The sequence below is a fragment of the Arthrobacter sp. NPDC058127 genome (genome assembly GCF_042884555.1).
Taxonomy (GTDB): Bacteria; Actinomycetota; Actinomycetes; order Actinomycetales; family Micrococcaceae; genus Arthrobacter.
In genome coordinates this window covers 93,686-118,976 of sequence record NZ_JBHVTT010000003.1, presented here as the reverse complement: position 1 = coordinate 118,976, position 25,291 = coordinate 93,686, and the positions used below count along the sequence as shown (strand labels likewise).

Annotated in this window: 21 protein-coding genes and 1 tRNA gene; 11 read left to right on the top strand and 11 right to left on the bottom strand. The window is 64.7% G+C overall.

All coding sequences use genetic code 11. The features are described from left to right. Nucleotides 1–227: 227 nt before the first annotated feature. Genes hrpA through ACFVTG_RS06710 form a run of 3 tightly spaced genes read right to left on the bottom strand, consistent with a single transcriptional unit; the run spans nucleotide 228 to nucleotide 5,408 of the window. Nucleotides 228–4,184, bottom strand: a complete 3,957-nt coding sequence (hrpA, locus tag ACFVTG_RS06720) for an ATP-dependent RNA helicase HrpA (RefSeq protein ID WP_390279066.1) — start codon at nucleotides 4,182–4,184, stop codon at nucleotides 228–230. A 13-nt stretch (nucleotides 4,185–4,197) separates the two neighbouring features. Next, on the bottom strand, nucleotides 4,198–5,184 hold the full coding sequence (locus tag ACFVTG_RS06715) for a helix-turn-helix transcriptional regulator (RefSeq protein ID WP_390279064.1): 987 nt from the start codon (nucleotides 5,182–5,184) through the stop codon (nucleotides 4,198–4,200). Between the two features lie 59 nt (nucleotides 5,185–5,243). Beyond that, complete coding sequence (locus tag ACFVTG_RS06710; RefSeq protein WP_390279062.1) at nucleotides 5,244–5,408, bottom strand: hypothetical protein; 165 nt, start codon at nucleotides 5,406–5,408, stop codon at nucleotides 5,244–5,246. Between the two features lie 81 nt (nucleotides 5,409–5,489). Between ACFVTG_RS06710 and ACFVTG_RS06705 the strand changes: the two genes are divergently transcribed. Continuing rightward, the gene (locus tag ACFVTG_RS06705) at nucleotides 5,490–6,458 is read left to right on the top strand and encodes a GlxA family transcriptional regulator (protein WP_390279060.1); all 969 of its coding nucleotides are present in this window, start codon (nucleotides 5,490–5,492) and stop codon (nucleotides 6,456–6,458) included. On the opposite strand, the gene ACFVTG_RS06700 is transcribed toward ACFVTG_RS06705, so the two are convergent. From ACFVTG_RS06700 to ACFVTG_RS06670, 7 genes are all read right to left on the bottom strand, one after another. After that, nucleotides 6,455–6,778, bottom strand: coding sequence for a protealysin inhibitor emfourin (locus ACFVTG_RS06700; RefSeq protein ID WP_390279058.1), 324 nt, complete (start codon nucleotides 6,776–6,778; stop codon nucleotides 6,455–6,457). The genes ACFVTG_RS06705 and ACFVTG_RS06700 overlap by 4 nt on opposite strands. Before the next feature lie 33 nt (nucleotides 6,779–6,811). Next, a complete protein-coding gene (locus ACFVTG_RS06695) occupies nucleotides 6,812–7,828 on the bottom strand; it encodes a M4 family metallopeptidase (RefSeq protein ID WP_390279056.1) in 1,017 nt (338 codons plus the stop codon). Between the two features lie 115 nt (nucleotides 7,829–7,943). Next, nucleotides 7,944–8,114 (bottom strand): hypothetical protein, encoded by a 171-nt coding sequence (locus ACFVTG_RS06690; RefSeq protein ID WP_284751241.1) that lies wholly within the window; start codon nucleotides 8,112–8,114, stop codon nucleotides 7,944–7,946. Nucleotides 8,115–8,409: 295 nt separating this feature from the next. Beyond that, nucleotides 8,410–8,482: transfer RNA gene (locus ACFVTG_RS06685), tRNA-Arg, on the bottom strand. An 86-nt stretch (nucleotides 8,483–8,568) separates the two neighbouring features. Next, on the bottom strand, nucleotides 8,569–10,089 hold the full coding sequence (locus ACFVTG_RS06680) for an FAD-dependent oxidoreductase (protein ID WP_390279054.1): 1,521 nt from the start codon (nucleotides 10,087–10,089) through the stop codon (nucleotides 8,569–8,571). After that, nucleotides 10,086–10,958 carry an FAD:protein FMN transferase gene (locus ACFVTG_RS06675; protein WP_390279052.1) on the bottom strand — a complete coding sequence of 291 codons (873 nt, stop codon included), beginning with the start codon at nucleotides 10,956–10,958 and terminating at the stop codon, nucleotides 10,086–10,088. The genes ACFVTG_RS06680 and ACFVTG_RS06675 overlap by 4 nt, the downstream gene beginning before the upstream one ends. Nucleotides 10,959–10,962: 4 nt before the next feature. Continuing rightward, nucleotides 10,963–11,382, bottom strand: coding sequence for an FMN-binding protein (locus tag ACFVTG_RS06670; RefSeq protein WP_284751238.1), 420 nt, complete (start codon nucleotides 11,380–11,382; stop codon nucleotides 10,963–10,965). Between the two features lie 232 nt (nucleotides 11,383–11,614). On the opposite strand from ACFVTG_RS06670, the gene argS reads away from it, so the two are divergent. The 10 genes from argS to ACFVTG_RS06620 all read left to right on the top strand — a co-directional run bounded on the left by argS (nucleotide 11,615) and on the right by ACFVTG_RS06620 (nucleotide 24,336). Beyond that, a complete protein-coding gene (argS, locus tag ACFVTG_RS06665; protein WP_390279050.1) occupies nucleotides 11,615–13,264 on the top strand; it encodes an arginine--tRNA ligase in 1,650 nt (549 codons plus the stop codon). Nucleotides 13,265–13,269: 5 nt separating this feature from the next. Beyond that, nucleotides 13,270–14,751: a diaminopimelate decarboxylase gene (lysA, locus tag ACFVTG_RS06660; RefSeq protein WP_390279344.1), complete on the top strand. Its 1,482-nt coding sequence runs from the start codon at nucleotides 13,270–13,272 to the stop codon at nucleotides 14,749–14,751. Then, nucleotides 14,744–16,060: a homoserine dehydrogenase gene (locus ACFVTG_RS06655; protein WP_284751235.1), complete on the top strand. Its 1,317-nt coding sequence runs from the start codon at nucleotides 14,744–14,746 to the stop codon at nucleotides 16,058–16,060. The genes lysA and ACFVTG_RS06655 overlap by 8 nt, the downstream gene beginning before the upstream one ends. Continuing rightward, entirely contained in the window at nucleotides 16,061–17,167 is a 1,107-nt protein-coding gene (thrC, locus tag ACFVTG_RS06650; protein WP_284751234.1) for a threonine synthase, read from the top strand. It abuts the gene before it with no gap. 2 nt (nucleotides 17,168–17,169) lie between these two features. Beyond that, the gene (gene thrB, locus ACFVTG_RS06645) at nucleotides 17,170–18,144 is read left to right on the top strand and encodes a homoserine kinase (protein ID WP_390279048.1); all 975 of its coding nucleotides are present in this window, start codon (nucleotides 17,170–17,172) and stop codon (nucleotides 18,142–18,144) included. 301 nt (nucleotides 18,145–18,445) lie between these two features. After that, nucleotides 18,446–20,581: a transcription termination factor Rho gene (gene rho / locus ACFVTG_RS06640; protein ID WP_390279046.1), complete on the top strand. Its 2,136-nt coding sequence runs from the start codon at nucleotides 18,446–18,448 to the stop codon at nucleotides 20,579–20,581. Between the two features lie 177 nt (nucleotides 20,582–20,758). Further along, complete coding sequence (gene prfA, locus ACFVTG_RS06635; RefSeq protein WP_028264759.1) at nucleotides 20,759–21,832, top strand: peptide chain release factor 1; 1,074 nt, start codon at nucleotides 20,759–20,761, stop codon at nucleotides 21,830–21,832. Nucleotides 21,833–21,850: 18 nt separating this feature from the next. Then, nucleotides 21,851–22,723 carry a peptide chain release factor N(5)-glutamine methyltransferase gene (gene prmC, locus ACFVTG_RS06630; RefSeq protein WP_390279044.1) on the top strand — a complete coding sequence of 291 codons (873 nt, stop codon included), beginning with the start codon at nucleotides 21,851–21,853 and terminating at the stop codon, nucleotides 22,721–22,723. A gap of 12 nt (nucleotides 22,724–22,735) precedes the next feature. Next, entirely contained in the window at nucleotides 22,736–23,542 is an 807-nt protein-coding gene (locus ACFVTG_RS06625; RefSeq protein ID WP_390279042.1) for an L-threonylcarbamoyladenylate synthase, read from the top strand. After that, nucleotides 23,539–24,336 carry a WecB/TagA/CpsF family glycosyltransferase gene (locus tag ACFVTG_RS06620; RefSeq protein WP_390279040.1) on the top strand — a complete coding sequence of 266 codons (798 nt, stop codon included), beginning with the start codon at nucleotides 23,539–23,541 and terminating at the stop codon, nucleotides 24,334–24,336. Before ACFVTG_RS06625 ends, ACFVTG_RS06620 begins: the two co-directional genes overlap by 4 nt. Here the strand turns inward: ACFVTG_RS06620 and ACFVTG_RS06615 are convergent. Beyond that, entirely contained in the window at nucleotides 24,333–25,229 is an 897-nt protein-coding gene (locus tag ACFVTG_RS06615) for a glycosyltransferase (RefSeq protein WP_284751227.1), read from the bottom strand. The two genes, ACFVTG_RS06620 and ACFVTG_RS06615, sit on opposite strands and share 4 nt — an antisense overlap. Nucleotides 25,230–25,291: the final 62 nt, after the last annotated feature.

Genomic DNA, 25,291 nt, shown 5'->3' with positions numbered 1-25,291 from the left:
TGGGCAACGCTCGCTCACCTTTGGCGGTGTTTTCCCGAACGCTCGCTTACCTTTGGCAAGGAATGCCTGTATAGGTGAGCGAGCGTCGGGGGATTTGGCCATATAACCGAGCGAGCGTCGGGGGAATTGCCTGTATAGGTGAGCGAGCGTCGGTATCCTCGCGGCAACCCGACGCATCCCGGGAGGAGCGGAGCGGGGTGGCGGGTATTTTTCCGCCCGTCACCGCGCTACGCGGGTGCCAGAGCCTGGTTGAGGACCGTCCGGATGCGCTTTTCCGAGACCGAGTAGGCCGTGCCGAGCTCGACGGCGAAAAGGCTCACGCGAAGTTCCTCGATCATCCAGCGCACCCGTGTTAACTCAGCTCCTGCGCGTCGGCCGGGCAACAGTGCGGAGACGGCGTCGTCGTAGTCGTCCTCCAGCGCCTGCACCACCGACATGTTCAGCCCGTCGCGCTGGACATTGTTCGGGAGCTTTTCGAGGCGCTTCTCGATTCCGGCCAAATACCGGGGCAACTGGCTCAATTGGGCGTAGCCCGTCCGTGCTACAAAACCGGGGAACACGAGTTGCTCCAGTTGGCTCTTCATGTCGTTGAGCGCACTGATCAAGGCGAGGCTCGTGCTGCCCTTGAGTTGCTTCTCGATCCGCCGGGTGCTCCCCAAAACGCGTTCGACGACGGCGGTCACCGTGAAGACGGTGTCGATCAGTTCCGCACGGACCAGCTCGTACAGGGCATCGAACGCCTCCTTGTCCCATGGAAGTTCGGCTGGAGTCAGTTTGTCGATGGCCGCCAGGACGCAGTCCGCGATCAAGGCGCTCACCGAACCATGGGGATTCTGGCTGAACGTCAACTTCTCCGTGTTGTTCAGATGTTCGAGGACGTAGCGGTCCGGGGCGGGAACACGCAGGGCGAGCAGCCGGATAACCCCGCCCCGCATTGCAGACTCCTGCTCCGCGAGGGTCTGGAACACGCGCAACGCTACCGATTTGCCTTCGTCCACGAGAGCGGGAAAACCCGTGACATCGTGCCCCTTTACCGTGCGCGTCACTTGGCGTTCGATAGCTCCGAAAGTCCACGCGGTGAGCCCGGTTTGCTCTGAGAGGAAACCGGTGGCCTGAGGGGTCGCGCCGCCGCTGCCGTTTCCACTGGGGGATCCGGCACCGCCGGCATGTGCAGCGCCCTTCGGACCGTTGGTGCGTGCCGTCGTCGCGGGTGTTGCCCCGAGGGATTCGGCGATGGCACGGCGGGTAACCGGAGCCAGCTGCTCCTGGAGGGCGGCGAGGTCCTTGCCTTCGTCGAGCACCTTGCCGCGGCTGTCCACTACCTTGAAGCTGACACGCAGGTGCGCCGGAACGGCGTCCCAATTCCACGATCCCGGAGGAATGACGTGTCCCCGGATTCGGCGCAGCACCAGCTCAAGTGAGGCCTCAAGATCGTCCGAGGCAGGATCGAAGTCGGCCTCCAAGGCAGCCGCCGCTTGCCGGGCGACATCCGGGGCCGGCACGAAGTTCTTGCGGAGGTGTTTTGGCAGCGACTTGATCAAGGCCGTGACGAGCTCCACCCGCTGGCCGGGTATCTGCCAACGGAAAGCGGCGTCGTCGAGCTGATTGAGGAACAGAACGGGAACCTCGGCCGTGACACCATCCGAGGGATTGGGCGGCGAGCCGGGGGCGACTGGATGGAACTCGTAGCTCAGGGGCAGCTCAAAGCCCTTGTGCAGCCAGGTTTTCGGGTAGGCGGAATCATCCAGGGCTTCCGCGTCCTCGCTGATGAGCAGCGATTGGTCGAAGTCCAGCAAGGTGGGTTCCTGCTGGCGGGCTTCCTTCCACCATTTGTCGAAGTGGCGTTCGGAGACCACGTCCTTGCCGATTCTGGAGTCGTAGAACTCGAAAAGCGTGTGGTCGTCCACCAGGATGTCGCGGCGGCGCATGCGCGTCTCGAGTTCCTCGATTTCGAGGAGCAAGGCGCGGTTGCGGTGGAAGAACTTGTGGTGGGTCTTCCAGTCTCCCTCTACGAGGGCATGCCGGATGAAGAGTTCGCGGGAGAGCTCCGGATCGATCCTGCCGTAGTTGATGCGGCGGTTCGGGATGATGGGGACTCCGTAGAGCATCACCTTCTCGTGCGCCATGACTGAGCCCGTACGGCTGGACCAGTGGGGCTCGCTGTAGGAGCGCTTCACGAGGTCCGGTGCAACCTGCTCGGCCCACAAGGGATCGAACTTCGCCGCGACCCGGGCCCAGAGCCGGCTTGTTTCAACCAATTCCGCGGCCATGACGAAGGCGGGCGACTTCTTGAACAACGCCGAGCCCGGGAAGATGGCGAAACGGCTGCCGCGTGCTCCGGCGTATTCGCGCTTGCGTTCGTCCAGCATGCCGATGTGGCTCAGCAGTCCCGAGAGCAAGCTGATGTGGATTCCCTCGTTGTTTCCTACGGGGTCGGCCTCGCGCTTGTTGTCGATAGTGATGCCCAGCGGCTTGGCGAGCTGGCGCAATTGTTGGAAGAGGTCCTGCCATTCGCGGACGCGCAGGTAGTTGATGAACTCGTTCCTGCACAGCCGGCGGAACTGCGTGGAGGAGAGCTCCTGCTGCTTTTCCTGGATGTAGTTCCACAGGTTCAGGAATCCGGTGAAGTCCGAGTTCTCGTCCCGGAAGCGTGCGTGCTTCTCCGCGGCAAGCTGCTGCTTGTCCGTCGGGCGCTCGCGCGGGTCCTGGATAGTCAGAGCAGCTGCCAGGATCATGACTTCCTTGACACAACCGCGCTTTCCGGCCTCAACGATCATCCGGCCGAGCCGGGGGTCCACCGGGAGCTGGGCCAACTTCTGCCCGACCGCGGTCAGGCCGCCCCGGTTGTCGGCGCCGCCGCCCGTGCGGGCAGCGCTCAAGGCGCCGAGTTCGCGCAACAGCGTGACGCCGTCGTTGATGGCACGGGAGTCCGGCGGCTCAACAAACGGGAAGTTCTCGACGTCCTTGGGGCCGCGGGCTACACCCATGGCCGTCATCTGCAGAATGACGGCGGCAAGGTTGGTTCTCAGGATCTCCGGATCGGTGAACTGCGGGCGGGACTCGAAGTCTTCCTCGGAATAGAGCCGGATGGCGATACCCTCGGACACGCGCCCGCAGCGGCCGGAGCGCTGGTTTGCCGAGGCCTGTGAAACACGTTCAATCGGCAGCCGTTGCACCTTGGTGCGGTGCGAGTAGCGCGAGATGCGGGCCGTGCCGGTATCGATGACGTACTTGATGCCGGGAACGGTCAAGGACGTTTCCGCGACGTTGGTGGCAAGGATGATCCGCCTCTTGCCGCCCGGGTTGAAGACCCTGTGCTGCTCCTGCAAGCTCAAACGGGCAAACAACGGCAGGACTTCCGTGCCCGCCAACCTGCGGTTGGCTTGGATCCGGCCGTTCAAGGCTTCCGCGGCGTCGCGGATCTCGCGCTCGCCGGAGAAGAACACCAGGATGTCTCCCGGAGCCTCAAGTGCAAGCTCGTCGACGGCGTCGCACACGGCGTCGAGGGGATCGCGGTCTTCCTCAAGCTCGTCGTCGGACGCGTCTTCGTCTTCACCGGGTGCACCGCCGGCCGGTTGGGACAGCGGCCGGTAACGGATTTCCACCGGGTAGGTGCGGCCCGAGACCTCGATGATCGGCGCGGGTTCTTCTTCGCTGCCGAAATGCTTCGCGAAACGTTCGGGGTCGATGGTGGCCGAGGTGATGATGACTTTCAGGTCCGGCCTTTGCGGCAGGATCCGCTTGAGGTAGCCGAGGATGAAGTCGATGTTGAGGCTGCGCTCATGTGCCTCGTCGATGATGATGGCGCTGTACTTCCGTAGCAGCTTGTCCCGCTGGATCTCGGCCAGCAGGATGCCGTCGGTCATCAGCTTGATTTTGGTAGCCCTGCTGACTTCGCCGGTGAAACGGACCTGGAAGCCCACTTCCTGCCCTATCTCCACGCCCATCTCGAAGGCGATGCGCTCGGCAACGGTACGTGCGGCAAGGCGGCGCGGCTGGGTGTGGCCTATCAGGCCCTTGTCCCCGAGGCCGAGCTCCAGGCACATTTTGGGGATCTGCGTGGTCTTGCCGGAACCGGTTTCGCCGGCGATGATGGTCACTTGGTTTGCGGCGATGGCCGCCATCAAGTCCTCGCGGCGCTCGGAGACGGGCAGCTCTGCGGGGTAGGAAATATGAAGTGTCATGGCTGCTGACAGTCTACTGTGGCGGCGCGTCGCCTTGCATTGCGTGGTTCCCCGCGGCTTTTTCCAATCGCCCGGCCATGGTGCGGGCGTACTCCTTGAACTCTTCCGGAGAGATGATCTCGAAGTCCATGTCGAGCGCTGCGAGGTGTGCCGCCGGCTGCGCCAGGCTGTCCCAGCCGGCGCGGAGCAGGGTGGCGTTCCCGCCGTCGTCGCTCAAGCTCGCGAGCTGCGGGCCGACGACGGCGGCCACCTCGCCGATGGGGGCGTGGAGGCGCACGACGACGTCGTAGCGGTAAGGCGAGCGGGTCACGGAGCGCTGGACGTAGTCCGCGAGGTCCTTGGCGGGCAGGGGGCGCGGCACGTACTTCTTCCGTTCAGCCGGTAACGAGGCGATGCGGTCGGCGCGGAAGGTGCGCCAGTCTTCCCGGTCCACATCCCACGCGACGAGGTACCAGCGCCGCCCGGTGTCGACGAGCCGGTATGGTTCCACCAGGCGCCGCCCGGCGTCGCCGTCGGCCTTGACGTAGTCGAAACTGAGTTGTCGCTTGTCCGCGATCGCCGCAGAGACCACCGTGAGCTGTTGGGGGTCCACCGACGCCGCGTTGCTGGGCAGTGTGGTGACCGCGGCCTTGAGCATCGCGAACTTCGGGCGGAGACGTGAGGGCAGCACCTGCTCAAGTTTGGCGAGGGCGCGAACCGATGCTTCGCCGATACCGGCCACGGGACCCGCCGCCACCGAGTTCAGCCCCAAGGCGACGGCGAGAGCTTCATTGTCGTCGAGGAGCAACGGCGGGAGCTGGGCTCCGGCGCCCAGTTGGTAGCCGCCGGCTATGCCCGGCGAAGCATGGATGGGATAGCCAAGGTTCCGGAGCTTGTCGATATCGCGGCGGACGGTGCGCTCCGTGACACCCATCCGGTTGGCCAATGCCGGGCCGGCCCATTCGCGCCGGACCTGCAACAAGGACAGCAATTGCAGCAGCCTGGCGGACGTTTGGATCATGCATTGAATCTAGCCCACGATGCGGACAAAAGTCGTCCGTGTTCAGGGGCAGACTGTGCTTAGAAAGCGCGCAGTGTCCAGCATGAGTTGTTAGGCAGGTCCCTCGCGGTCCAAGGCTCGGAACGGTCGGGAAGGCGGCCGGGGCCGTCCCGAAGGACCGCTGACATGGAAGCGGCGGCAGTGATGATGAGGATGATGAAGAGTAAGACTCCGATGAATTCCATGACTCCATCGTGTTCCTCATCCCCTTCAAGAAACAGTGGCAGAAACGACCCATTTAGGCAATTTTCTGCCACACTGGATCTATGTTGAAAACGGTGGCGATCATTGTTGTTCCCAACTTCTCGATCTTCGAATTCGGAACCGCCTACGAGGTGTTCGGGATTGACCGGGCGGACCGGGGGAACGGCGTTCCCGGCTTTGACTTCAGGGTTTGTACTCCCGTCCCGGGAGACGTGAAGATGAAGTCCGGCCTGTCGATGCATGTCGACCTGGGGCTGGAGGCTACGGCCGATGCCGACCTGGTCATCATGGCCCCGTACGGACGGGATGAGGATCTTCCGGAATCTGTGTTGGATGCGCTGCGGGCGGCGCATGAACGGGGTGCCTGGGTCATGTCGATTTGCTCCGGGGCCTACGCGCTTGCGCGCGCAGGGCTCTTGGACGGGCGCCGCTGCACTACGCACTGGCACTATTCACAGGACCTGGCCAGCAGGTATCCGAAGGTTCACGTGGACGAAAATGTGCTCTACGTCCAGGACGGAACGATCATCTCAAGTGCCGGCACGGCGGCCGGCATTGACGCCTGCCTGCATCTGATTCGCGTCGAGCTCGGCGCCAACGTTGCCGCCGCCATCGCCCGCGACATGGTGGTTCCGCCGCACCGCGACGGCGGCCAGGCCCAATTCATCGACCGGCCCATGCCCACGTGCGGCTCCGCGCCCATGGAGGCCTTGCTTCGCTGGATGGTGGAGAACCTCGAGCACGAACACAGCGTCGGAGAGTTGGCGTCCCGGCTGCACATGTCAGCCCGGACCTTCGCACGCCGGTTCCGGGCCGAAACGGGTGCCACACCGGCGGCGTGGCTCAACTCGCAACGGGTGCTCCGGGCGCAGGAGCTCCTGGAAACCACGGAGTTGAATATCGACGAGGTCGCGCGCGAAGCCGGGTTCGGACATTCCGTGCTGCTGCGGCACCACTTCGCCAAGGTCCTGGACACGAGCCCGCAGTCGTACAGGAGGGCTTTCCGCGGCCAGCTGGCGGAGGTTGGCTAGCGGCGGAGGGTCTCCCGGCCCTCTACCTTGGCATTCTCAACGAGGGTGTGCCAAGGTCCGGTGACATCGGTCTCGGGAAGGGTGGCCCTGTGTTGTCCGGCGCGGATCGAATACATGAACCGGTCGGCTTGCCCGGACGCTTTCCCGGCTGCCCGCGCGGACGTTTGCCCTTTGGCCTGTGCGCCGGATGGCACCTGGTCCCAAGGGCAGGCCTCCACGATCGGCATCCAGCGCTGTTTATCTTCGGAGGTGGCGGCATCCACGGTCCAGACGCGTGTGATCGCGGCGACGCCACCGCTGCGCTGGACAGTGATTTTCATGTTCTGCGGCTTCCACTGCTCTGAGAGGTGTTGCTAGAGCTTTACCTTCACAGTTTCCCATGCCTTACGGACTGCGTCATGCTCGTTTGAGCCAGCGCCGAAGAGTTCCTCTGCCGACGCCACTGTGGCCTTGGCGAAGCGCCCGAAGGTGCACGTGGCAGGCAGTGAGCCGCTAGTCAGCGTGTTGTACCAGATCTGTCCCGGGGCCTCCCACGCATTGCCACCCAGCTCCAGGGCGACAAGGGAGAACGCCCGGTTGGGGATGCCTGAGTTGATGTGGACACCGCCGTTGTCCGCGGTGGTGCGGACGTAGCTGTCCATGGAGTCCGGTTGCGGATCCTTGCCGAGCACGTCGTCGTCATACGCGGTCCCTGGTGCTTTCATGGACCGGAGCGCGGCGCCTTGGACGGCGTCGGTGAACAAGCCCTCGCCGATCAGCCAGCTCGCCTCGGCGGCAGATTGCTTTTTGGCATATTGCTCCACGAGCGCCCCGAAAACATCAGACATGGACTCGTTGAGCGCTCCGGCCTGGTTCCGGTAGGCGAGGGCTGCCGTGTACTGGGTGACGCCGTGGGCGAGCTCGTGCCCTATCACGCTGAGCGACTTCGTGAACCTCTGGAAGATCTCGCCGTCGCCGTCACCGAAGACCATTTGGCTGCCGTTCCAGAAGGCATTGTCGTACAGCTCGCCGTAGTGGACGGTGGCATCGAGTTTCAGCCCGGCGCCGTCGATCGAATTCCGGCTGAACGCCTCGGCATAAAGCGCGTGTGTCTCGCCCAATCCGTCGTAGGCCTCATCCGCGGCCGCATCGCCCGTCGCCGGACCCTTCTCCTTGCGGACGAGCTTGCCGGGCAAGGCTTCGGTGGAGTTGGCATCGTAGATGGTCCTCTTGGGCGGACCGGGCTTGGCCTGGCGCGCTGTGGGCACCGGGACCGGCACCGGAAGCGAGCGGGCGGCCTGGAGGTTCTTGATGTGGAGCAGGGACTCCTTGGCCGCGCGCGCAATCACCCTCAGGCGGGGCTCGTGCTGTGCCGCCAGCCTTCGCAGCATGTAGGGAGGAATGATGGAACAGATCACGGCGAACCCTTTCGCACCTGTTGGACGGGTACGAACAGCTTAGGAGCGGCCACTGACTTTATAGCCGGCCCGGCGCGGCATGTCCGCTTCACGACGACGATGAGGCCTCATGCGGGCATGCCGGCAACGGTTCCGCGTCGCCTTCGGGGCCCTTCAGGATCCGTTGCAGCTTGCCGAGGTTCACGATGCCATTGCCCCATGCCAGCTCGATTTCGTGGAGGGCTTGTTTGTTGCGGCGGGCGGCTTCACATTCAGGCATGGGTGTCCTCGGGTTGTGGGCAAAGGATGGTTGCGAGTTGCCCTGCTGGGAGCCGCGAGAGTTTCCCGGCGAGGACCGGGGCCGTGGCATCGAGCTCGGGGAACGCTGCCGCGGGCTCCTCTTGAGGTGTCTGCTCAAGTCTTTTTGTCGTCTGCACAAGAACCTTGTGTTGGCAGACGGCCAAACGTGACGCAGTTTTCCACCTTTTGTTGCCTGGTACGGAACCTGCCAGGCGCAACGTGGCCACGCAAAGAAAAACCCCGCCGGTTCCTTGAACTGGCGGGGTTTTCTGTTGTGCCCTCGATAGGATTCGAACCTACGGCCTTCTGCTCCGGAGGCAGACGCTCTATCCCCTGAGCTACGAGGGCATCCGGGGCTCCCGTCCGTTGCCGGAGGGACGTCCACGAGCTTAGCAGGTCACCGCGCCGCAATGGAAAACGGGCGCGGCGAGCCGTCAGTAGCCCGCGAAAGCGTCCACGTGGATTCGCCGGGCTCCGGCATGGCGGGCGGCGGAGCGAAGGGTGTCCACGTTTGCCGGAGACCCTGAGATATACACGTCCCGCTCGGCCACATCGGGGATGAGCTCACGCAGGGAGTCGCCGTCGATGCGGCTCCGCCCGGCGTCGTGCATGAACGACGGCGGCGGGGAACCGTCCGAAAGGCGGGCGATGACCCGTGCGCCCGAGGCCTCCAGGACATCGCTCCCGGCGAGTTCTGCGGCGCTGGGGGCGAGATACAGCACGACGATGTCCCTTCGCGCGGAGTCGCCGGACGCCAGTTGGGAAAGGAAAGGCGCAATCCCGATTCCCGCCGCGATGAGCAACACGGGTTTGCCGGCGTCGGGCGGCAGAACAAAGTCGCCACCCACCGCGGTTCCGCTGACGCACTCTCCAGGCTCGAGCGCGAGCAACGCGCGCTTGGCGGCGGAGACTGGTTCCGCCGTGCCGACGCCGAATGTCATCTGGGGCGAGTCGGGCGGGCTGGTGATGCTGAAAACCCGTCGCCGCCCTTTACCGTCCGAGCGCGAGTGCGGAAGGTTGAGTTCCATGAACTGCCCGGGGAGGAAACGGACGGGCCGTCGTGGTTCAAAGCGGAATTCGGTAGTGAACGGCGTCAGAGGACGCGAACCCTTGAACGTCAGCATGATTCCGCCCCGCTGTCCCACGAGGAATGCGAGGAGGTTCCCGATCAGCAGAGCGAGTTCCGGCGAATTGGCCACGCCAGCCACGTTGTACGGCACAGCAAAAAACAAGGCCACGACGGCGGCCAGTGCCACTTGCTGCCAGCGGCGGGGAGGCAGGGTGAGGGGCTCGGTGAGCATGAAGCCGACGAAAAAGAGAAGCGGCTGCTGCGCGATCGGTTGCCACAAAGCGGGTCCGAAGGTCATGCCGCCCCGCAGGAGCACGGCGCACACCACCGACAGCGCCACCACGAGGAAAGCGCAGGCCATGAGCACCTTCAGCGTCCGGTACAGCACCAGCAGCACACCAGGGACCAAGAGCCACAACATGGCTGGAGTCGCTGCCCACCACGTGGCGATGTTCAAGCCGGTGAGCCCGGCGATGAAGGCGCCCGCCGCAGCGGGATTGAAAATGTGCCGGCCGCGGAAGGCCAAGACGTATTTGGATGCCGAGGCCAGGACGCATGCCACGGCGACTCCGGCGAGATCGGGGATCTGGACCGAGGGAATCAGCGCGGTGGGCCAGAACAGGAAGTACAACAAAAGGCCCGTGATGAGCGAGGATTCCGAGTGCGGCTGGACCTTGAAGAGCATGGCCATGAGCCGGTTGGATGCGTATGTCAGGCCCAGGCACAGCACAAGGTGGAAAAGCATTTCGGGCAGTCCGAAGCTCAGCCAGCCCAAGGCGTTCAGCACGAGGCTGTACGCCGCGAGCACGGCAAGGACCCACAGGATCAGCCGGTACATCGTGAAATGGCCGAGCCAGGCATCCACTCGCGCTTTGATGGCAATCATGAAAACAGTGTCCCTTCGAAGCCGGCCGAATAGGCGGCGTGTCCGTCCGAAAAGACCTTGAGCCAGGAGAACTCGAATTCTCCCTCAAGCACTTTCGGATCCACCATGAAGAGCGCCGTGGCCAGGGCATCGGCTTCCATTGCCGTTGCAGCCATCGTCCACGTGGCCACCACCGTCTCCACCGGGCGCCCGGTGGCGCCGTCGAGGACATGGTGGAGGCCGTCGCCCCACGCGCGGCGGTTGGCGGCGGAAGCGCAGAGCGCGCCGTCGTGGAGTTCGACGACGCCGATCGCCTGGGTGGGGTCGTAAGGGTGCTCGAGGCCCACGCCCAACGGCTCCGCCCCGCAATGGAGCATGTCGCCGCTGGCATCGACCAGGAACTCAGTGATTCCGGCCCCTCGCAGGACTGCAGCCACAATGTCCACCAATTGGCCCTTTCCGGCGGCTCCGATGTCCAGGACTATCGGTGCGGAAGCGGAGATCTCCGTGCCGCTCCATACGAGGACGTCTTCCCAGCGCGGTGCCGGCACCGGATGGCCGACGGGCCGCAAGGCATAGTCCGCCCCATAGCCCAGCCGCTCGAGGCTGCCGCCGATGAGGGGCGTCATGGCGCCGTTGCTGAGGCGGTACAGCTTCCTGAAAAGCTGTTCCAGTTCGCCGGCCCCGGCCGGGAGGGTGACGGTGCCGGGTTCACGGGCGAGCGCGGCAAGCATGGAGTCGTCCCGGAAGCGCGAGTAGCTTCGGTCGTAGTCCTCCACGACGTCGAGCAAGCCGGAGCGCACGTCCTCCGGGAGTTCCTCCGGCGTCGAGATTTCCCACGTGGTCCCGATACCGTCGAAGCCGAAAACGCTCCAGCCCGTGTGCGTCATGCGCCTATTTGGCCTCGGCCTTGATGGTTTCCACGGCCTTGTTGAATCCTTCGCTCGTCAGGGAGGAGCCGGCTACTTTTGAGACGTTGATCTCATCCAGTTTCTTGCCGACCACCTGCGCGGCGATGCCGTTCTTGAACTGCCCCTGGAATTCCTTGGTGTTCGGGTTGTTGGCATGGACGGTGATGTCCACCGCGGAAATAGTCCCACCAGCCAAGGTCAACTGGACGCCCACGGTTTCACCGCCGTTGGGTGAGATGTAGTCACCGTCCGCACTGTAGGTTCCGTCCTTGTACGGGCCGGAAATTGTGGAGGTCTTTTGCGGCGTGCTGCCTTGGGCCGAAGGGGCGCAAGCTGCCACCGAACTGGCCAGGGAGAGGCCGGCGGCGCCCACCAGGAGGCCCTTGCGGAGTGGCGTAGTCATGGTTCTGCTCGTTTCAACTGGACTCGTCAACTGGACAAGAAAAATGGTCAATGCAAAGTGCTCCGGACGGTGGCCGCCCGCACCATTGACGTGGATTTCAGCCTATCGGTTCAGTCTGGGAGCTCTACTGGCCGAAGCTGGGCGTCGGCTGGGTGCGCGCTGGTGCGTGCGTGTGCGCATTACTAAGCATAAGAATTCCACCAGTTGCAAGCCCCACCGGTAGGCTAGACGGGTGACTCCCGAAGAACTCTCCGCCGCCATATCCGCCTGCCTGAAAGACGCTGTCGCCGCCGGCGAGCTCGCGCTTTCCGAATCTGCCCTCCCCGAGGACGTGCGCGTGGAGCGACCCAAGAACCGGGAGCACGGCGACTGGGCCACCAACATCGCCTTGCAGCTTGCCAAGCATGCCGGGACCAACCCGCGTGAATTCGCCACGATCCTGAGTAAGCGACTGGAGGCGATCGACGGCGTCACCGCCGTGGACATCGCGGGCCCGGGCTTCCTTAACATCACTGTGGATGCAGCCGCCGCCGGCGCGCTGGCCAAGGCCATCGTCGAGGCGGGAAGCTCCTACGGAACCAACCAGGCGCTCGCAGGCCACGTGGTCAACATGGAATTCGTGTCGGCGAACCCCACTGGACCGCTGCACATTGGCCACACGCGTTGGGCCGCCCTGGGTGATTCGATTGCCCGCGTACTCCGCGCCTCCGGTGCGGACGTCACCGCTGAGTACTACATCAACGACGCCGGCTCGCAGATGAACGTCTTCGCGAACTCGGTGCTGTCCCGCCTGCACGGACGCGGCGTTCCCGAGGGCGGCTACCCCGGTGAGTACATCCGGGAACTCGGCGACGAGGTCCTCAAGGCCCATCCGGCAATCCGCGAGTTGACCGACGAGGCAGCACTGCCGGTGATCCGTTCCGCCGCTTACCAGGCCCAGATGAAGGACATCAAGGACACCCTGGCCGAATTCGGCGTGGCTTTCGATGTCTTCTTCTCCGAGCAGGAACTGCACGACGGCGGTGCGATCGAGTCCGCCGTCGCCCGCCTCCGGGAGCAGGGCCACGTGTTCGACGACGGCGGGGCGGTCTGGCTGCGCACCACCGACTTCGGCGATGACAAGGACCGCGTCATGATCCGGGCCAACGGCGAACCCACGTATTTCGCCGCCGACGCCGCCTACTACCTGTCGAAGAAGGACCGCGGCTTCACGGAGAAGATCTACCTGCTGGGTGCCGACCACCACGGCTACATCAACCGGCTCAAGGCCATCGCCGCCTGTGCGGGCGACGACCCCGAGGTCAACATCGAGGTCCTGATCGGACAGTTGGTCTCCGTCAACGGCGCCAAGCTGTCCAAGCGTGCCGGCAACATCATCGAGCTCAAGGACCTTATCGAATGGCTCGGTAAGGACGCTGTGCGTTACTCGTTGGCGCGATTCCCCGCTGATTCGCCGCTGACACTGGACCCGGAACTGCTGAAGAAGAACAGCAACGAAAACCCTGTGTTCTACGTGCAGTACGCGCATGCCCGCTCCCGCGGCACGGCACGCAACGCGATCGAGGCCGGCGTGGACCACAGCGCCTTCGACGCATCCCTGCTGGACCACGCCACCGAGAACGAGCTGCTGTCCTACCTCGGCAGCTACCCGTCCATCGTTGCCAAGGCCGCGGAGCTCCGCGAACCGCATCGTGTGGCCCGCCACCTCGAAGTCATCGCCGGTGCCTACCACCGCTGGTACGACGCTTGCCGCGTTTCGCCGCTTGGCGACGAACTGGTCCAGGACGTCAACCGCACACGGCTGTGGCTCAACGACGCCACGAGCCAGGTGCTGGCCAACGGGCTTGAACTCCTCGGCGTTTCAGCTCCGGAACGGATGTGATCAGGGTGCAAAACAACGCCGCAGCCTCGCCCCTTGCCCCCGAATGGCTCGCCGTGCCGGAGGACACGAACGCGCTTCGCGCACCGATGTGGGCCGAAGGAGTTCAGAGGAACGACGACGGCCAGCTCGCCATTGACGGGGTTCGCGTCAGTGAGCTCAAGGCACAGTTCGGCACACCGCTGTTCGTCATGAGCGAGGGTGATTTCCGTGCCCGCGCCCGCTCCTTCAAGGACGCCTTTGACGCAGCTTTCGAGGACATCTGCGGGGGAGTGGACGTCTACTACGCCGGAAAGTCCTTCCTGTGTACTGCCGTGGCCAGTTGGGTGGCCGAGGAGGGCCTGCGCCTGGACACCTGCTCCGGCGGCGAACTCGCCGTCGCGGCCCGCGCCGGCATCGACGGCGCCAATTTGGGGCTGCACGGCAACAACAAGTCCGACGCCGAGATCAACCGCGCACTGGACATGAAGCTCGGCCGCATCGTGGTGGACAGCCTCGACGAGCTTGAGCGGGTTGCAAAGATCGCCTCCGGACGCGGCGAGACGGCGAAGGTCATGCTGCGGCTGACTCCCGGTGTCCACGCCCACACGCACGAATTCATCGCCACGGCCCACGAGGACCAAAAATTCGGGCTCTCCATGGCCGGGGATTCCACGGAGTCCGCCGGCCTCTCGGCCGCGGAGGAAGCCGTCGCTGCGGCCACTTCGTATTCCAATGTGGAACTCCTGGGACTGCACTGCCACATCGGTTCCCAGATCTTCGAGCCTGACGGCTTCGCCCTGGCAGCCGAGAAGCTTCTGGGATTCCTCGCCGCGATGCAAGCGAAGTACTCCATCGCCTTGCCGGAACTGGACCTGGGCGGTGGCTACGGCATCGCCTACACACCGGTGGACACCCCCCGCCCGCCGGCCGAAATCGCGCAGGCGATGGCCGCCGTCGTACGCTCGAAGTGCGCTGAACTGGGCATCACCCCGCCGCGCATTTCGATCGAACCGGGCCGTGCAATCGTGGGCACCAGCACCTTCACCTTGTACGAGGTCGGGACGCTGAAAACGGTCCGCGTGGACGCGCCTGCAGAAGCGCCTGTAGATGCCGGTGGCAACCAAAACGTTACGTTCCCGCGTCGCTATGTGTCGGTGGACGGTGGCATGAGCGACAACCCCCGTCCGGTGCTGTACGACGCGGATTATTCGGCCGTTCTCGCCTCGCGGAGCTCGGACGCTGCCCCGCAACTGTCCCGAGTAGTGGGCAAACATTGCGAGAGCGGCGACATAGTTGTTAGAGATGTATATCTGCCCGAAGACGTGGCAGCCGGTGATCTGCTCGCTGTACCGGGAACCGGCGCTTACTGCTGGGCCCTCTCAAGCAACTACAACTATCTGGCCAGGCCTGGCGTTGTCGCTGTGCGCAATGGATCCGCCCGGCTGATCGTCCGCGGGGAAACCGAAGAAGATCTCTTGAACCGCGACATGGGAGTGGCGAATGTCTGAAGTGCGAACCCTGAAGGTGGCCCTGCTGGGCTGTGGCAACGTGGGAGCCCAGGTAGCGCGGATTCTCCTTGACGACGCCGACGCCCTTGCGGCCCGCACCGGCGCGCGCTTGCAGCTGTCCGGCATCGCCGTGCGAAACCTTGATTCAGAGCGCGACGTCGAACTGCCGCGCGATCTGTTCACCACAGACGCCGACACGCTGGTCAAGGACGCCGACCTGGTGATCGAGCTCATGGGCGGCATCGAGCCGGCCCGTTCGCTCATCCTGACCGCCATGCAGAACGGCGCCTGCGTCGTGACCGGCAACAAGGCGCTCCTGGCACAGGACGGCCCCACGCTCTACGAAGAGGCCGACAAGGCCGGCGTCCAGCTCTCCTACGAGGCCGCCGTCGCCGGAGCCATTCCGATCCTGCGGCCCATCCGCGACAGCCTCTCCGGCGACCGCATCACCCGGGTCCTGGGCATCGTCAACGGCACCACCAACTTCATCCTCGACCAAATGGACAGCACCGGTGCACAGTTCGCCGACGCGCTGGCCGAGGCCCAGCGGCTTGGATACGCGGAAGCCGACCCGACTGCCGACGTCGAAGGCCATGACGCCGCAGCGAAGGCCGCCATCCTGGCGTCGTTGTCCTTCCACACGCGCTTCGCCCTCGAAGACGTCTACTGCGAAGGCATCACGAAGGTCAGCGCAGCCGACATTGCCGCCGCGAAGGAAGCCGGCTTCGTCATCAAGCTGCTCGCCATCGCCGAGAAGATCACCAACGCAAATGGCGACGGCGGCATTTCAGTCCGCGTCCACCCCACCCTCCTGCCCCGCGAACACCCGCTTGCAGCCGTTCGCGGTGCGTTCAACGCCGTCTTCATCGAAGCCGAGAACGCGGGCCAGCTGATGTTCTACGGCCAGGGCGCCGGCGGAACCCCGACGGCGTCTGCCGTCCTGGGCGACCTCGTTTCGGCGGCCCGCCGTGTGGTGCTTGGTGGTCCCGGTCGTACCGAGACCACCACCGGTTACGTGCCCGCGCTGTCGATCGATGCCTCGACCACGAGCTACTACATCGGGCTCGACGTCGCCGACCAGGCCGGCGTGCTGGCCCGGATCACCCACATCTTTGCGGAGAACGGCGTATCGATCGAAATCATGCGCCAGACGATCCACCGCGATGCCGCCTCGAATGTTGAGTCGGCCGAACTGAAGATCGTCACCCACCGCGCATCCGAAGCCGCACTCGCGGCAACCGTCGAGGCCGTCAAGGGCCTGGACGTCATCAATTCTGTGACATCCGTCCTGCGGGTAGAAGGGGTCTAAGTGGCTCACCAATGGCGCGGAGTAATCCGCGAATACGCTGATCGTTTGCCTGTAACTGAAGCCACGAAGGTCATTACCCTCGGCGAGGGCGGAACCCCGCTCGTCCACGCGCAGAAGCTCTCCGAACTCACCGGATCCACCGTGTACCTGAAGGTGGAGGGCATGAATCCGACCGGTTCATTCAAGGACCGCGGTATGACGATGGCCATGACGGCAGCTGTCGAAGCGGGCGCCAAGGCGGTTGTCTGCGCCTCCACGGGCAACACTTCGGCCTCGGCAGCAGCCTACGCCACGGCCGCCGGGCTCAAGTGTGCCGTGCTGGTTCCCGAAGGCAAGATCTCCATGGGCAAGCTCAGCCAGGCCATCGCGCACGGCGCCACGCTCCTGCAGGTGGACGGCAACTTCGACAACTGCCTGGACATTGCCCGCAAACTCGGCGAGTCCTACCCGGTGTTCCTTGTGAACTCCGTCAACCCGGCGCGTATCCAGGGCCAGAAGACGGGTGCCTTCGAAATCGTCGACGCCCTCGGAGACGCCCCGGACATCCACGTCCTGCCGGTGGGCAACGCGGGCAACATTAGCGCGTACTGGAAGGGCTACAAGGAGTATTCCGCGCCCTTCGAGTCGGCAACCGCGGGCACCCTTCCCGCCGTCTCCACCAAGACGCCGGCCATGTGGGGATTCCAGGCAGCAGGCGCCGCACCGTTCGTGGCAGGCCACCCCATCACCGAACCGGACACGATCGCGACGGCCATCCGCATCGGCAACCCGGCGTCCTGGGACACGGCCATCGCGGCACGTGACGAATCCGGCGGATTCATCGACGCCGTAACTGACGAGGAAATCCTCGATGCCCACCGCTGGCTCTCCGCCAAGGAAGGCGTCTTCGTGGAACCCGGTTCCGCGGCAGGCGTTGCCGGTCTCATCAAGAAGCACGCCGCAGGCGAGGTTCCCGCCGGCAAGACGATCGTCATCACGGTCACCGGACACGGACTCAAAGACCCGCAGTGGGCCCTCCGCACCGAAGACGGCAGCGAGGTCCAGCCGGTCAAGGTGCCGAACGACGTCGTGACCGTGGCATCCGAACTGGGACTGGAAGAAAACTAAGAGTGGAAACCACGCAGCCCACCGCGACCGGTCTTAAGCTCGTCGCGGCAGGCCAGCAGCTGACCGTCAGGGTCCCGGGCACCAGCGCCAACCTGGGCCCCGGCTATGACAGCCTGGGCCTGGCATTGTCGATCTACGACACCCTGACCGTCGAAACTCTCACCACCGGAGAGCTTGAGTTCGAGCTCTCCGGTGAGGGAGCCGATACCCTTCCCCGCGATGCGAGCCACCTCGTCGTGCGTGCCCTCAGCACGGCTTTGGAGCGCCTCGGTTTCCGGCACAGCGGCCTCAAGATCACTGCGGACAACGTCAACCCCCACGGCCGCGGGCTTGGCTCCTCGGCCTCGGCAGTGGTTGCGGCCGTGACCGCGGCCAACGCCTTGGTGCCCGAATCCGCACAGCGCGACCGCGAATGGATTCTGCAACTCACGAGCGAGATGGAAGGTCACCCGGACAACGTCGCACCCGCGATTTTCGGCGGACTGGCCTTGTCGTGGCAGGACAGCGAGCAGTACAGCAGCACCCGCGCAGAAGTGGTCCCGTCGGTCATCCCGATCGTCGCCGTGCCTGACTACGAACTGTCCACCGAAACCGCACGCGGCTTGCTGCCGGCTTCCATCGGCCACCACGCAGCGGCCATGAACTCAGGACGCGCCGCGCTCCTGATCCACGCATTGACGGCCGACCCCCGTTTCCTGCTTCCCGGAACCGAGGACTACCTGCACCAGAGCTACCGTGCAGAGGCAATGCGGCCAAGTGCGGCGTTGATCAAGGCACTGCGGTCTTCGGGCCATGCAGCCGTCGTTTCGGGAGCAGGACCCACAGTTCTCGCATTGGCCAACGGCGCGGACGAGGCCGAGGCGATTGCCGAAATGATCATTGCGTTCACTGCGGACAACACTCCGGACGTGGCTTGGCGCGTGATGACACTGGCAGTGGACGTTGAAGGTGCTAGAGTGGACTTGCACCGGCGGTAGAACCGCGGGCAGTTCCCTGACATTGGATCCCGGCTTAACGCCGTTCCCGTCTCCTACTGTGTCGAAGTCTGCCGGTGTCGTCTCCTTATCGGCCTGTCGCAGGTGCCACAGAACCCTTTCTGTTACCCGAACCGTCAGCCCGCGCCCCGCCCGCCGGAGCATCGAAGACGTATTAGTATCCGGCCCTGCTGAAACTAAACCGGCAAGACCGAAATCACGGCTGCAGATCTGAACTGCAGTCCAGAACAAATCATCGCGTCCAGCTCTAGGTCTGGACGCCGTCGAGGGGGAAGGATCCTTCGTGACAGAAACCACTGAGCTGGCTTCAGCTGTGGACACCACATCTTCTGCAGCTGAATCAACGGCCGCAACCGCTAAGAGCAGCGGCCTTGCAGGCCTCAAGCTCGCGCAGCTCCAGGCTCTCGCCAGTCAGCTGGGCATTTCGGGCGGATCCCGGATGCGCAAGGGGGACTTGGTCTCGGCCATTTCAGCCCACCGTGCCGGCGCAACCACCAGCAAGGCTCCCACCGGGGCCAAGGCCGTAGCAACAAAGGCCGCGCCCGCAGCTCCGGAAGCTGAGACCGCTGCCGCACCTGCCGCAGCGTCCACCGAAGCTCCCGCGCAGGAAGGCACCCGGGCACGTGGCCGTGGCCGAAGCCGCCGCGCCACCAGCGACGGCGTTGTTGCCACTCCTGCCGCCGCGGAAACCGCGGAGGCTCCCGCCGTCGCCGTCGAGGCTCCTGCCGCTCCCGCCGCCGAAGCAAGCGAGGCGGCCGGCGAACGCCGCCAGCCGCGCACGCGGAACCGTCGTCGTGGCGAGGCCGTTGCTCCTGCGGAGACCGGTGAAGTCGCCGAGACCCGCGCGCCGGAGCAGCCCCAGGCCGAACAGCCCCGCGCAGAACAGCGTCAGGCCGAGCAGCGCCAGCCGGAGCAGCGTCAGCCCGAGCAGCGCCAGACGGAGCAGCGCCAGCCCGAGCAGCGCCAGGCACAGCCGCGCCAGGGCGAGCAGGCCTCGGTCGAGGCCGGCGAACCCGCCCAGCGCGAACGCCGCGACAACACCCGTACGCGTCGCGAAGACACTACCGAAGGCGATGACGCCGGCAACCGCCGCAATCGTCGCAACCGCCGCGACCGCAACGATCGTCCGGGTCCTCAGGACAACCGTGACAACCGTGATGGAAACACCCGCAGCGACCGCTTCCGCGACCGCAACGAACGCCGCCGCGGCCGTGGCCAAGGCCCGGACGTCGACGACGTCGAGGTCACCGAGGACGACGTCCTGCTGCCGGTCGCCGGCATCCTGGACGTACTGGAGAACTACGCGTTCATCCGCACCTCGGGGTACCTGCCCGGCGCCAACGACGTGTACGTGTCCCTCGCCCAGGTCAAGAAGTACAACCTGCGCAAGGGCGACGCCGTGGTCGGCGCAATCCGCGCCCCACGTGACGGCGAGGACCGCAACCAGCAGTCCGCGCGCCAGAAGTTCAATGCGCTCGTCCGTGTCACGTCGGTCAACGGCAAGACGCCGGAAGAGCTCAAGGACCGCGTTGAATTCGCCAAGCTCGTCCCGCTCTACCCCTCGGAGCGCCTGCGCCTCGAAACGGATCCCAAGAAGATCGGCCCGCGCGTCATCGACCTCGTGGCCCCGATTGGCAAGGGCCAGCGCGGCCTGATCGTCTCCCCGCCCAAGGCAGGCAAGACGCTCATCCTGCAGTCCATCGCCAACGCGATCACCACCAACAACCCTGAGGTCCACCTCATGATGGTGCTGGTTGACGAACGTCCCGAAGAAGTCACGGACATGCAGCGCACCGTCAAGGGCGAGGTCATTGCCTCCACCTTCGACCGTCCCGCCGATGACCACACCACGGTTGCCGAGCTTTCCATCGAACGCGCCAAGCGCCTCGTGGAAATGGGCATGGACGTGGTGGTCCTCCTGGACTCCATGACCCGCCTGGGTCGCGCCTACAACCTGGCAGCACCGGCCTCCGGCCGCATCCTGTCCGGTGGTGTCGACTCTGCTGCGCTCTACCCGCCGAAGCGCTTCTTCGGTGCTGCGCGCAACATCGAGAACGGTGGCTCGCTCACCATCCTGGCAACCGCGCTCGTGGAGACCGGTTCCAAGATGGACGAAGTCATCTTCGAAGAGTTCAAGGGCACGGGCAACATGGAGCTCCGCCTGTCCCGCCAGCTGGCGGACAAGCGCATCTTCCCGGCCGTGGACGTCAACGCTTCGGGTACCCGTCGCGAAGAGAACCTGCTTTCGGCCGAAGAGGTCAAGATCATGTGGAAGCTGCGCCGTGTCCTGTCCGGACTCGAGACCCAGCAGAGCCTTGAACTCCTGACCAACAAGATCCGGGAGACCGGGAGCAACGTCGAGTTCCTCATGCAGGTACAGAAGACGACTCTTGGAGCCAAGTCGGATAACGACAAGTAGCTGTTTTAGGGGCGGGCGCTGGTTCGTTCGTGCGGTTGGTGCCGCGCGGATGTTCCGCCCCGCCCCTTCCCGTTGCAACGCGGGGTCAGATACGGCCCATCTTGGCCCTCGGCATGGGCCGTAAGTGACCCCGCGTTGCAGTTATTAGACTTGTAGAAGTCGAAAGAGGTTCTGAAAATGTTTGAGTCCGTACAGGGATTGCTTGATGAGCATGCTGCTATCCAGGCGCAGTTGAGTGATCCTGCTGTTTATGCCGACCAGGCTTTGGCCCGCAAGCTGGGCCGGCGGTCTGCCCAGTTGCAGGGCATCGTTGAGGCGTACAACCGTTGGCGCGGGCTCATGGACGATCTTGAAGCGGCCAAGGAAATGGCTTCCGAGGACGCCGAATTTGCCGCCGAGGTCGACGAAATCGAGGCGAAGCTTCCGGCAGCGCAGGAGAAGTTGCGCAGGCTGCTGATTCCGCGCGATCCAGACGACGCCCGCAACGTCATCCTCGAGGTCAAGGGCGGCGAAGGCGGCGACGAAGCTGCCTTGTTCGCCGGAGACCTGCTGCGGATGTACATGCGTTACGCCGAGTCCCGCGGCTGGAAGACCGAACTCATCTCGGCCACGGAATCGGACCTGGGCGGCTACAAGGACGTCCAGATGGCCGTCAAGGGCAACTCGAACGATCCCGCAGAAGGCGTGTATGCCCGCTTGAAGTTCGAAGGCGGCGTGCACCGCGTCCAGCGTGTTCCCGTCACGGAGTCGCAGGGCCGCATCCACACTTCCGCAGCCGGTGTGCTGGTGCTCCCGGAAGTGGATGAGCCCGAAGAGCTCGAAATCAACCAGAACGACCTCAAGATCGACGTCTACAGGTCCTCGGGTCCTGGCGGCCAGTCCGTCAACACCACGGACTCGGCGGTCCGCATTACCCACCTCCCTACGGGCATCGTGGTGGCCATGCAGAACGAAAAATCCCAGCTCCAGAACCGTGAAGCCGGCATGCGCGTCCTTCGTGCCCGTATCCTGGCACACCAGCAGGAGCAGATCGACGCCGAGAACTCGGCCCAGCGCAAGTCGCAGATCCGCACCATGGACCGTTCGGAGCGCATCCGCACGTACAACTTCCCGGAAAACCGGATTGCCGACCACCGTACCGGTTACAAGGCCTACAACCTCGACGCCGTCATGAACGGCGACCTGGAGCCGGTCATCCAATCGGCCATCGAAATGGATGAACAGTCGCGCCTGGATGCCCTGGGCGAGTAACAGCCTGCAAGGATCTTCATGACGTTCTTTCCGGGCCAAAGCCTCGCCGACGCCGTCCGCGAGGCAACAGCCGTCCTGTCCGACGCCGGAGTCCCCACTCCGCGAGTGGACGCTGAACTCCTCGCGGAACACCTCCTGGGTGTCGGCCTCGGCCGACTGCGGGCCATGCTGCTAGGCGATTCCGAGGCCCCGGAAGGCTACGCGGATTTGGTGGCCGAGCGCGCACAGCGCGTTCCGCTCCAGCACATTACCGGCGTCGCGCACTTCCGATACCTCACGCTGGCTGTCGGCCCGGGGGTGTTCATTCCGAGGCCGGAAACGGAATCGGTGGTCCAGCTTGTCATCGACCACCTCCAGGGACTCCAGCACCCCAAAGTGGTTGATCTTGGCACAGGCTCCGGCGCCATTGCAGCTTCGATCGCCCACGAAGTGCCCGGGGCCGAGGTCCACGCCGTCGAATTCAGCACCTTCGCCCATGCCTGGGCCACCAAGAACCTGAAGCCACTCGGTGTGAAGCTCGTGCAGGGCGACCTCCGCAATGCCTTGCCCGAACACGACGGAACGTTCGACGTCGTCGTTTCCAATCCGCCGTACATTCCGGCTGAAGCCATTCCGAACGAACCCGAAGTGGCACTGCACGATCCGCCGGAGGCATTGTACGGCGGGGGAGCGGACGGAATGGAGCTTCCGACGGCGGCTGCCGCCTCGGCTGCCCGCCTCCTCAAGAGCGGCGGGTTCTTCGTGATGGAGCACGCGGAGGTGCAGGCAGGGTGGATTTCCGAACACCTGAAGGCTGCAGGCTGCTGGACGCAGGTCACTACCCACCTCGATCTCAACGGCAAGGAACGTGCCACGAGCGCAGTGTTGGCAATCGCTGCCTCCGGGAAATGAAAGAATAGCGCTGTGACCACAAGCTACAACTGCACGTCAGAGGAACAACGCGCCGAAGGCCTGGAGCATGCGCAGCGCGCCATCAGCGAGAAAAAGTGTGTCGTCATGCCGACGGACACCGTCTACGGCATTGCCGCCGACGCGTTCTCGCCGCAAGCCGTGACCATGCTGCTTGTCTCCAAGGGCCGCGGCCGCCATATGCCGCCCCCGGTGCTGATCCCGCGGCCCAATGCGCTGGACGGGCTGGCAACTGATGTATCGGAAGATGCCCGCAAGCTGGCAGATACCTTTTGGCCCGGCGGCCTGACGCTCATCTTCCATGCCCAGCCGTCCTTGGATTGGGACCTGGGGGAGACCCGCGGAACCGTGGCCCTGCGGATGCCCGACGACGATATTGCGCTTGAACTGCTCAACCGCACCGGCCCACTGGCAGTGTCCTCGGCTAATCGCACCGGTCAACCGGCCGCGCAGACAGCCGCCGAGGCGAGGACCCAGCTTGCTGAATCGGTCGAGGTATACCTTGAGGGTGGGTTCCGGCCCCTCGAGGGAACCGAGCCGGTGGCATCCACGATTGTTGACGCCACCACCGTGCCACTCCGTGTGGTCCGCGATGGTGCCATTTCCCTGGAACGACTTCGCGAGGTTGTTCCCGGAGTGCTGGCCCTCGGGGAAGCCGAGCCTGAGCCAGCGTCGGAGGCTCCTGCTCCCGACGAGGCTCCTGCTCCCGACGAGGCTCTTGCTCCCGGCGAGGCTCTTGCTCCCGGCGAGGCCCCGATACCGGGCGAGACCGTTGTCCACACGGAGACCGGGGCCGAATGAGCCTGGTCCGGGACCGTGTCCCACTACTGGACGTAGACGTCACCGCCCTGTGCGCCGAGCAACTTATAGAAGCCATCAGCGGGTACGTTTCGGACGGCACTACCAAGGTTGTCCTCGGACACAATCTGCACAGCGTCACGTTGTTTCATTCGAGTTCCGACTTCCGGCATCTCTATGAACGCAGCGATGTGGTGCTCATGGATGGTGCGCCGGTCGCAATGCTCTGGGGGCTTGGACGCCGCGGAGGTCCGCGGGACGATGGCGCGGGGTTGATGGAATACCGTTTGGGATCCACGGACTGGGTGCCGGCGCTCGGCGGCGTCGAAGGACTACGCCGGATCGCCGTCGTCGGCGCCGGCCCCGAGGCCAACGGCAAGACGGTGGAACGCCTTCGCGAAATCGTGCCCGGCGCCGAGGTCTCCGGACGGCCCGGTGAGAATTGGAACGATGCCAGCGAAGCGGCCACCGTTGCTTGGCTGGCGGAATTCCGTCCCCAGCTGGTGCTTCTTGGCCTTGGAATGCCGTTGCAGGAATCGGTGCTGCACCGTCGCCTGGATGAGCTTCCACCCGCCGTCTACTGCACCGTCGGAGGGGCTATCGAGCAGCTGGCTGGCCTCCAGAAGCTCGCTCCACGCTGGCTGGGCCGCCTCGGGCTCGAATGGGCCTGGCGGCTCGTCCTGCATCCGGGACGCGTCGCTTACAGGGTCTTCGGCGAGCCGTGGGTGCTCCTCGGCCTGCTTGTGCGCCGTCGGCTCGCCGGCAGGAAAAGCACGCCGCGCCCGGCGGACCGCTAGAACTTCTGATCCTCCAACGGGCCGAAGCCCTTGTCCCGCAAACCGGCGGAGAATGCCCGGAACCACTCCGCGAGCCCGCGGAAGTCACCACGGGGGAGGAAATAGCCCAAGTAGCCTCCGACGTCGGCCACCATCGACTTGCCGCGCCGGTAGCGGCGGATCAAATAGCCCCGGTTGCGGTAGTAGAAGTAGCGCTTGAACGCTGAATCCGGCACGATCACGTGCCAGCGCGCGCCGAAGACATGCTTTGTCTCGGAAAACGCATGCGGGTGGCTGATCCACGCCGTCGCGACCGTACCAAAGCGGATTCCCGCTTTCCGGAGGCGGATCATGAAGTCCACCTCGTCGCCCCGGATGAACAGCCGGATATCCGGCACTCCCACTTTGAAGAAGACATTGGAACGGATGAGCGCACCGTTGAAGAAGTGCCCGACGTCGGGCAGGAACCCCGCCTTCTCGACTTCGGCGCGGTCGTGGGTCACCTTGCCGTCAATCCGGAAGAAGAAGGAGAGCTTGTCCGGGTGTCCGGGCGCGACGACGAGCGGGACGACGGCATCGAGTCCACGGGCCTCCGCTTCGCGGACCAGGGTTTCGAGGCATTTGGGATCGCCGGGTTCGGCGTCATCGTCCATGATCCACACCCATTCGGCGCCGCTGGCCACCGCCTTGAGGATCGCAAGGGCGAAGCCGCCCGCCCCGCCCAGATTCGCCTCCGAGCGGACGTAGTCCACCTTTGGATGGCTTGACGCAAGCTCCCGCGAAGGGGTGGTTCCGCTGTCCACGAGGCAAATGGTGTCCACGGGCATCGATTGTTTGTTGATAGCGTCGAGCAGGACTGCTAGCTCTCCGGGGCGGTCAAAGGTCACAGCCGCTACGGCAACGGAGACAGTCATGTAGGGTTCCTTCCGGGCAGTTGCGGGGAGGGTCCTCCCGGCTCGCCCTAGGGGCGCGTGAA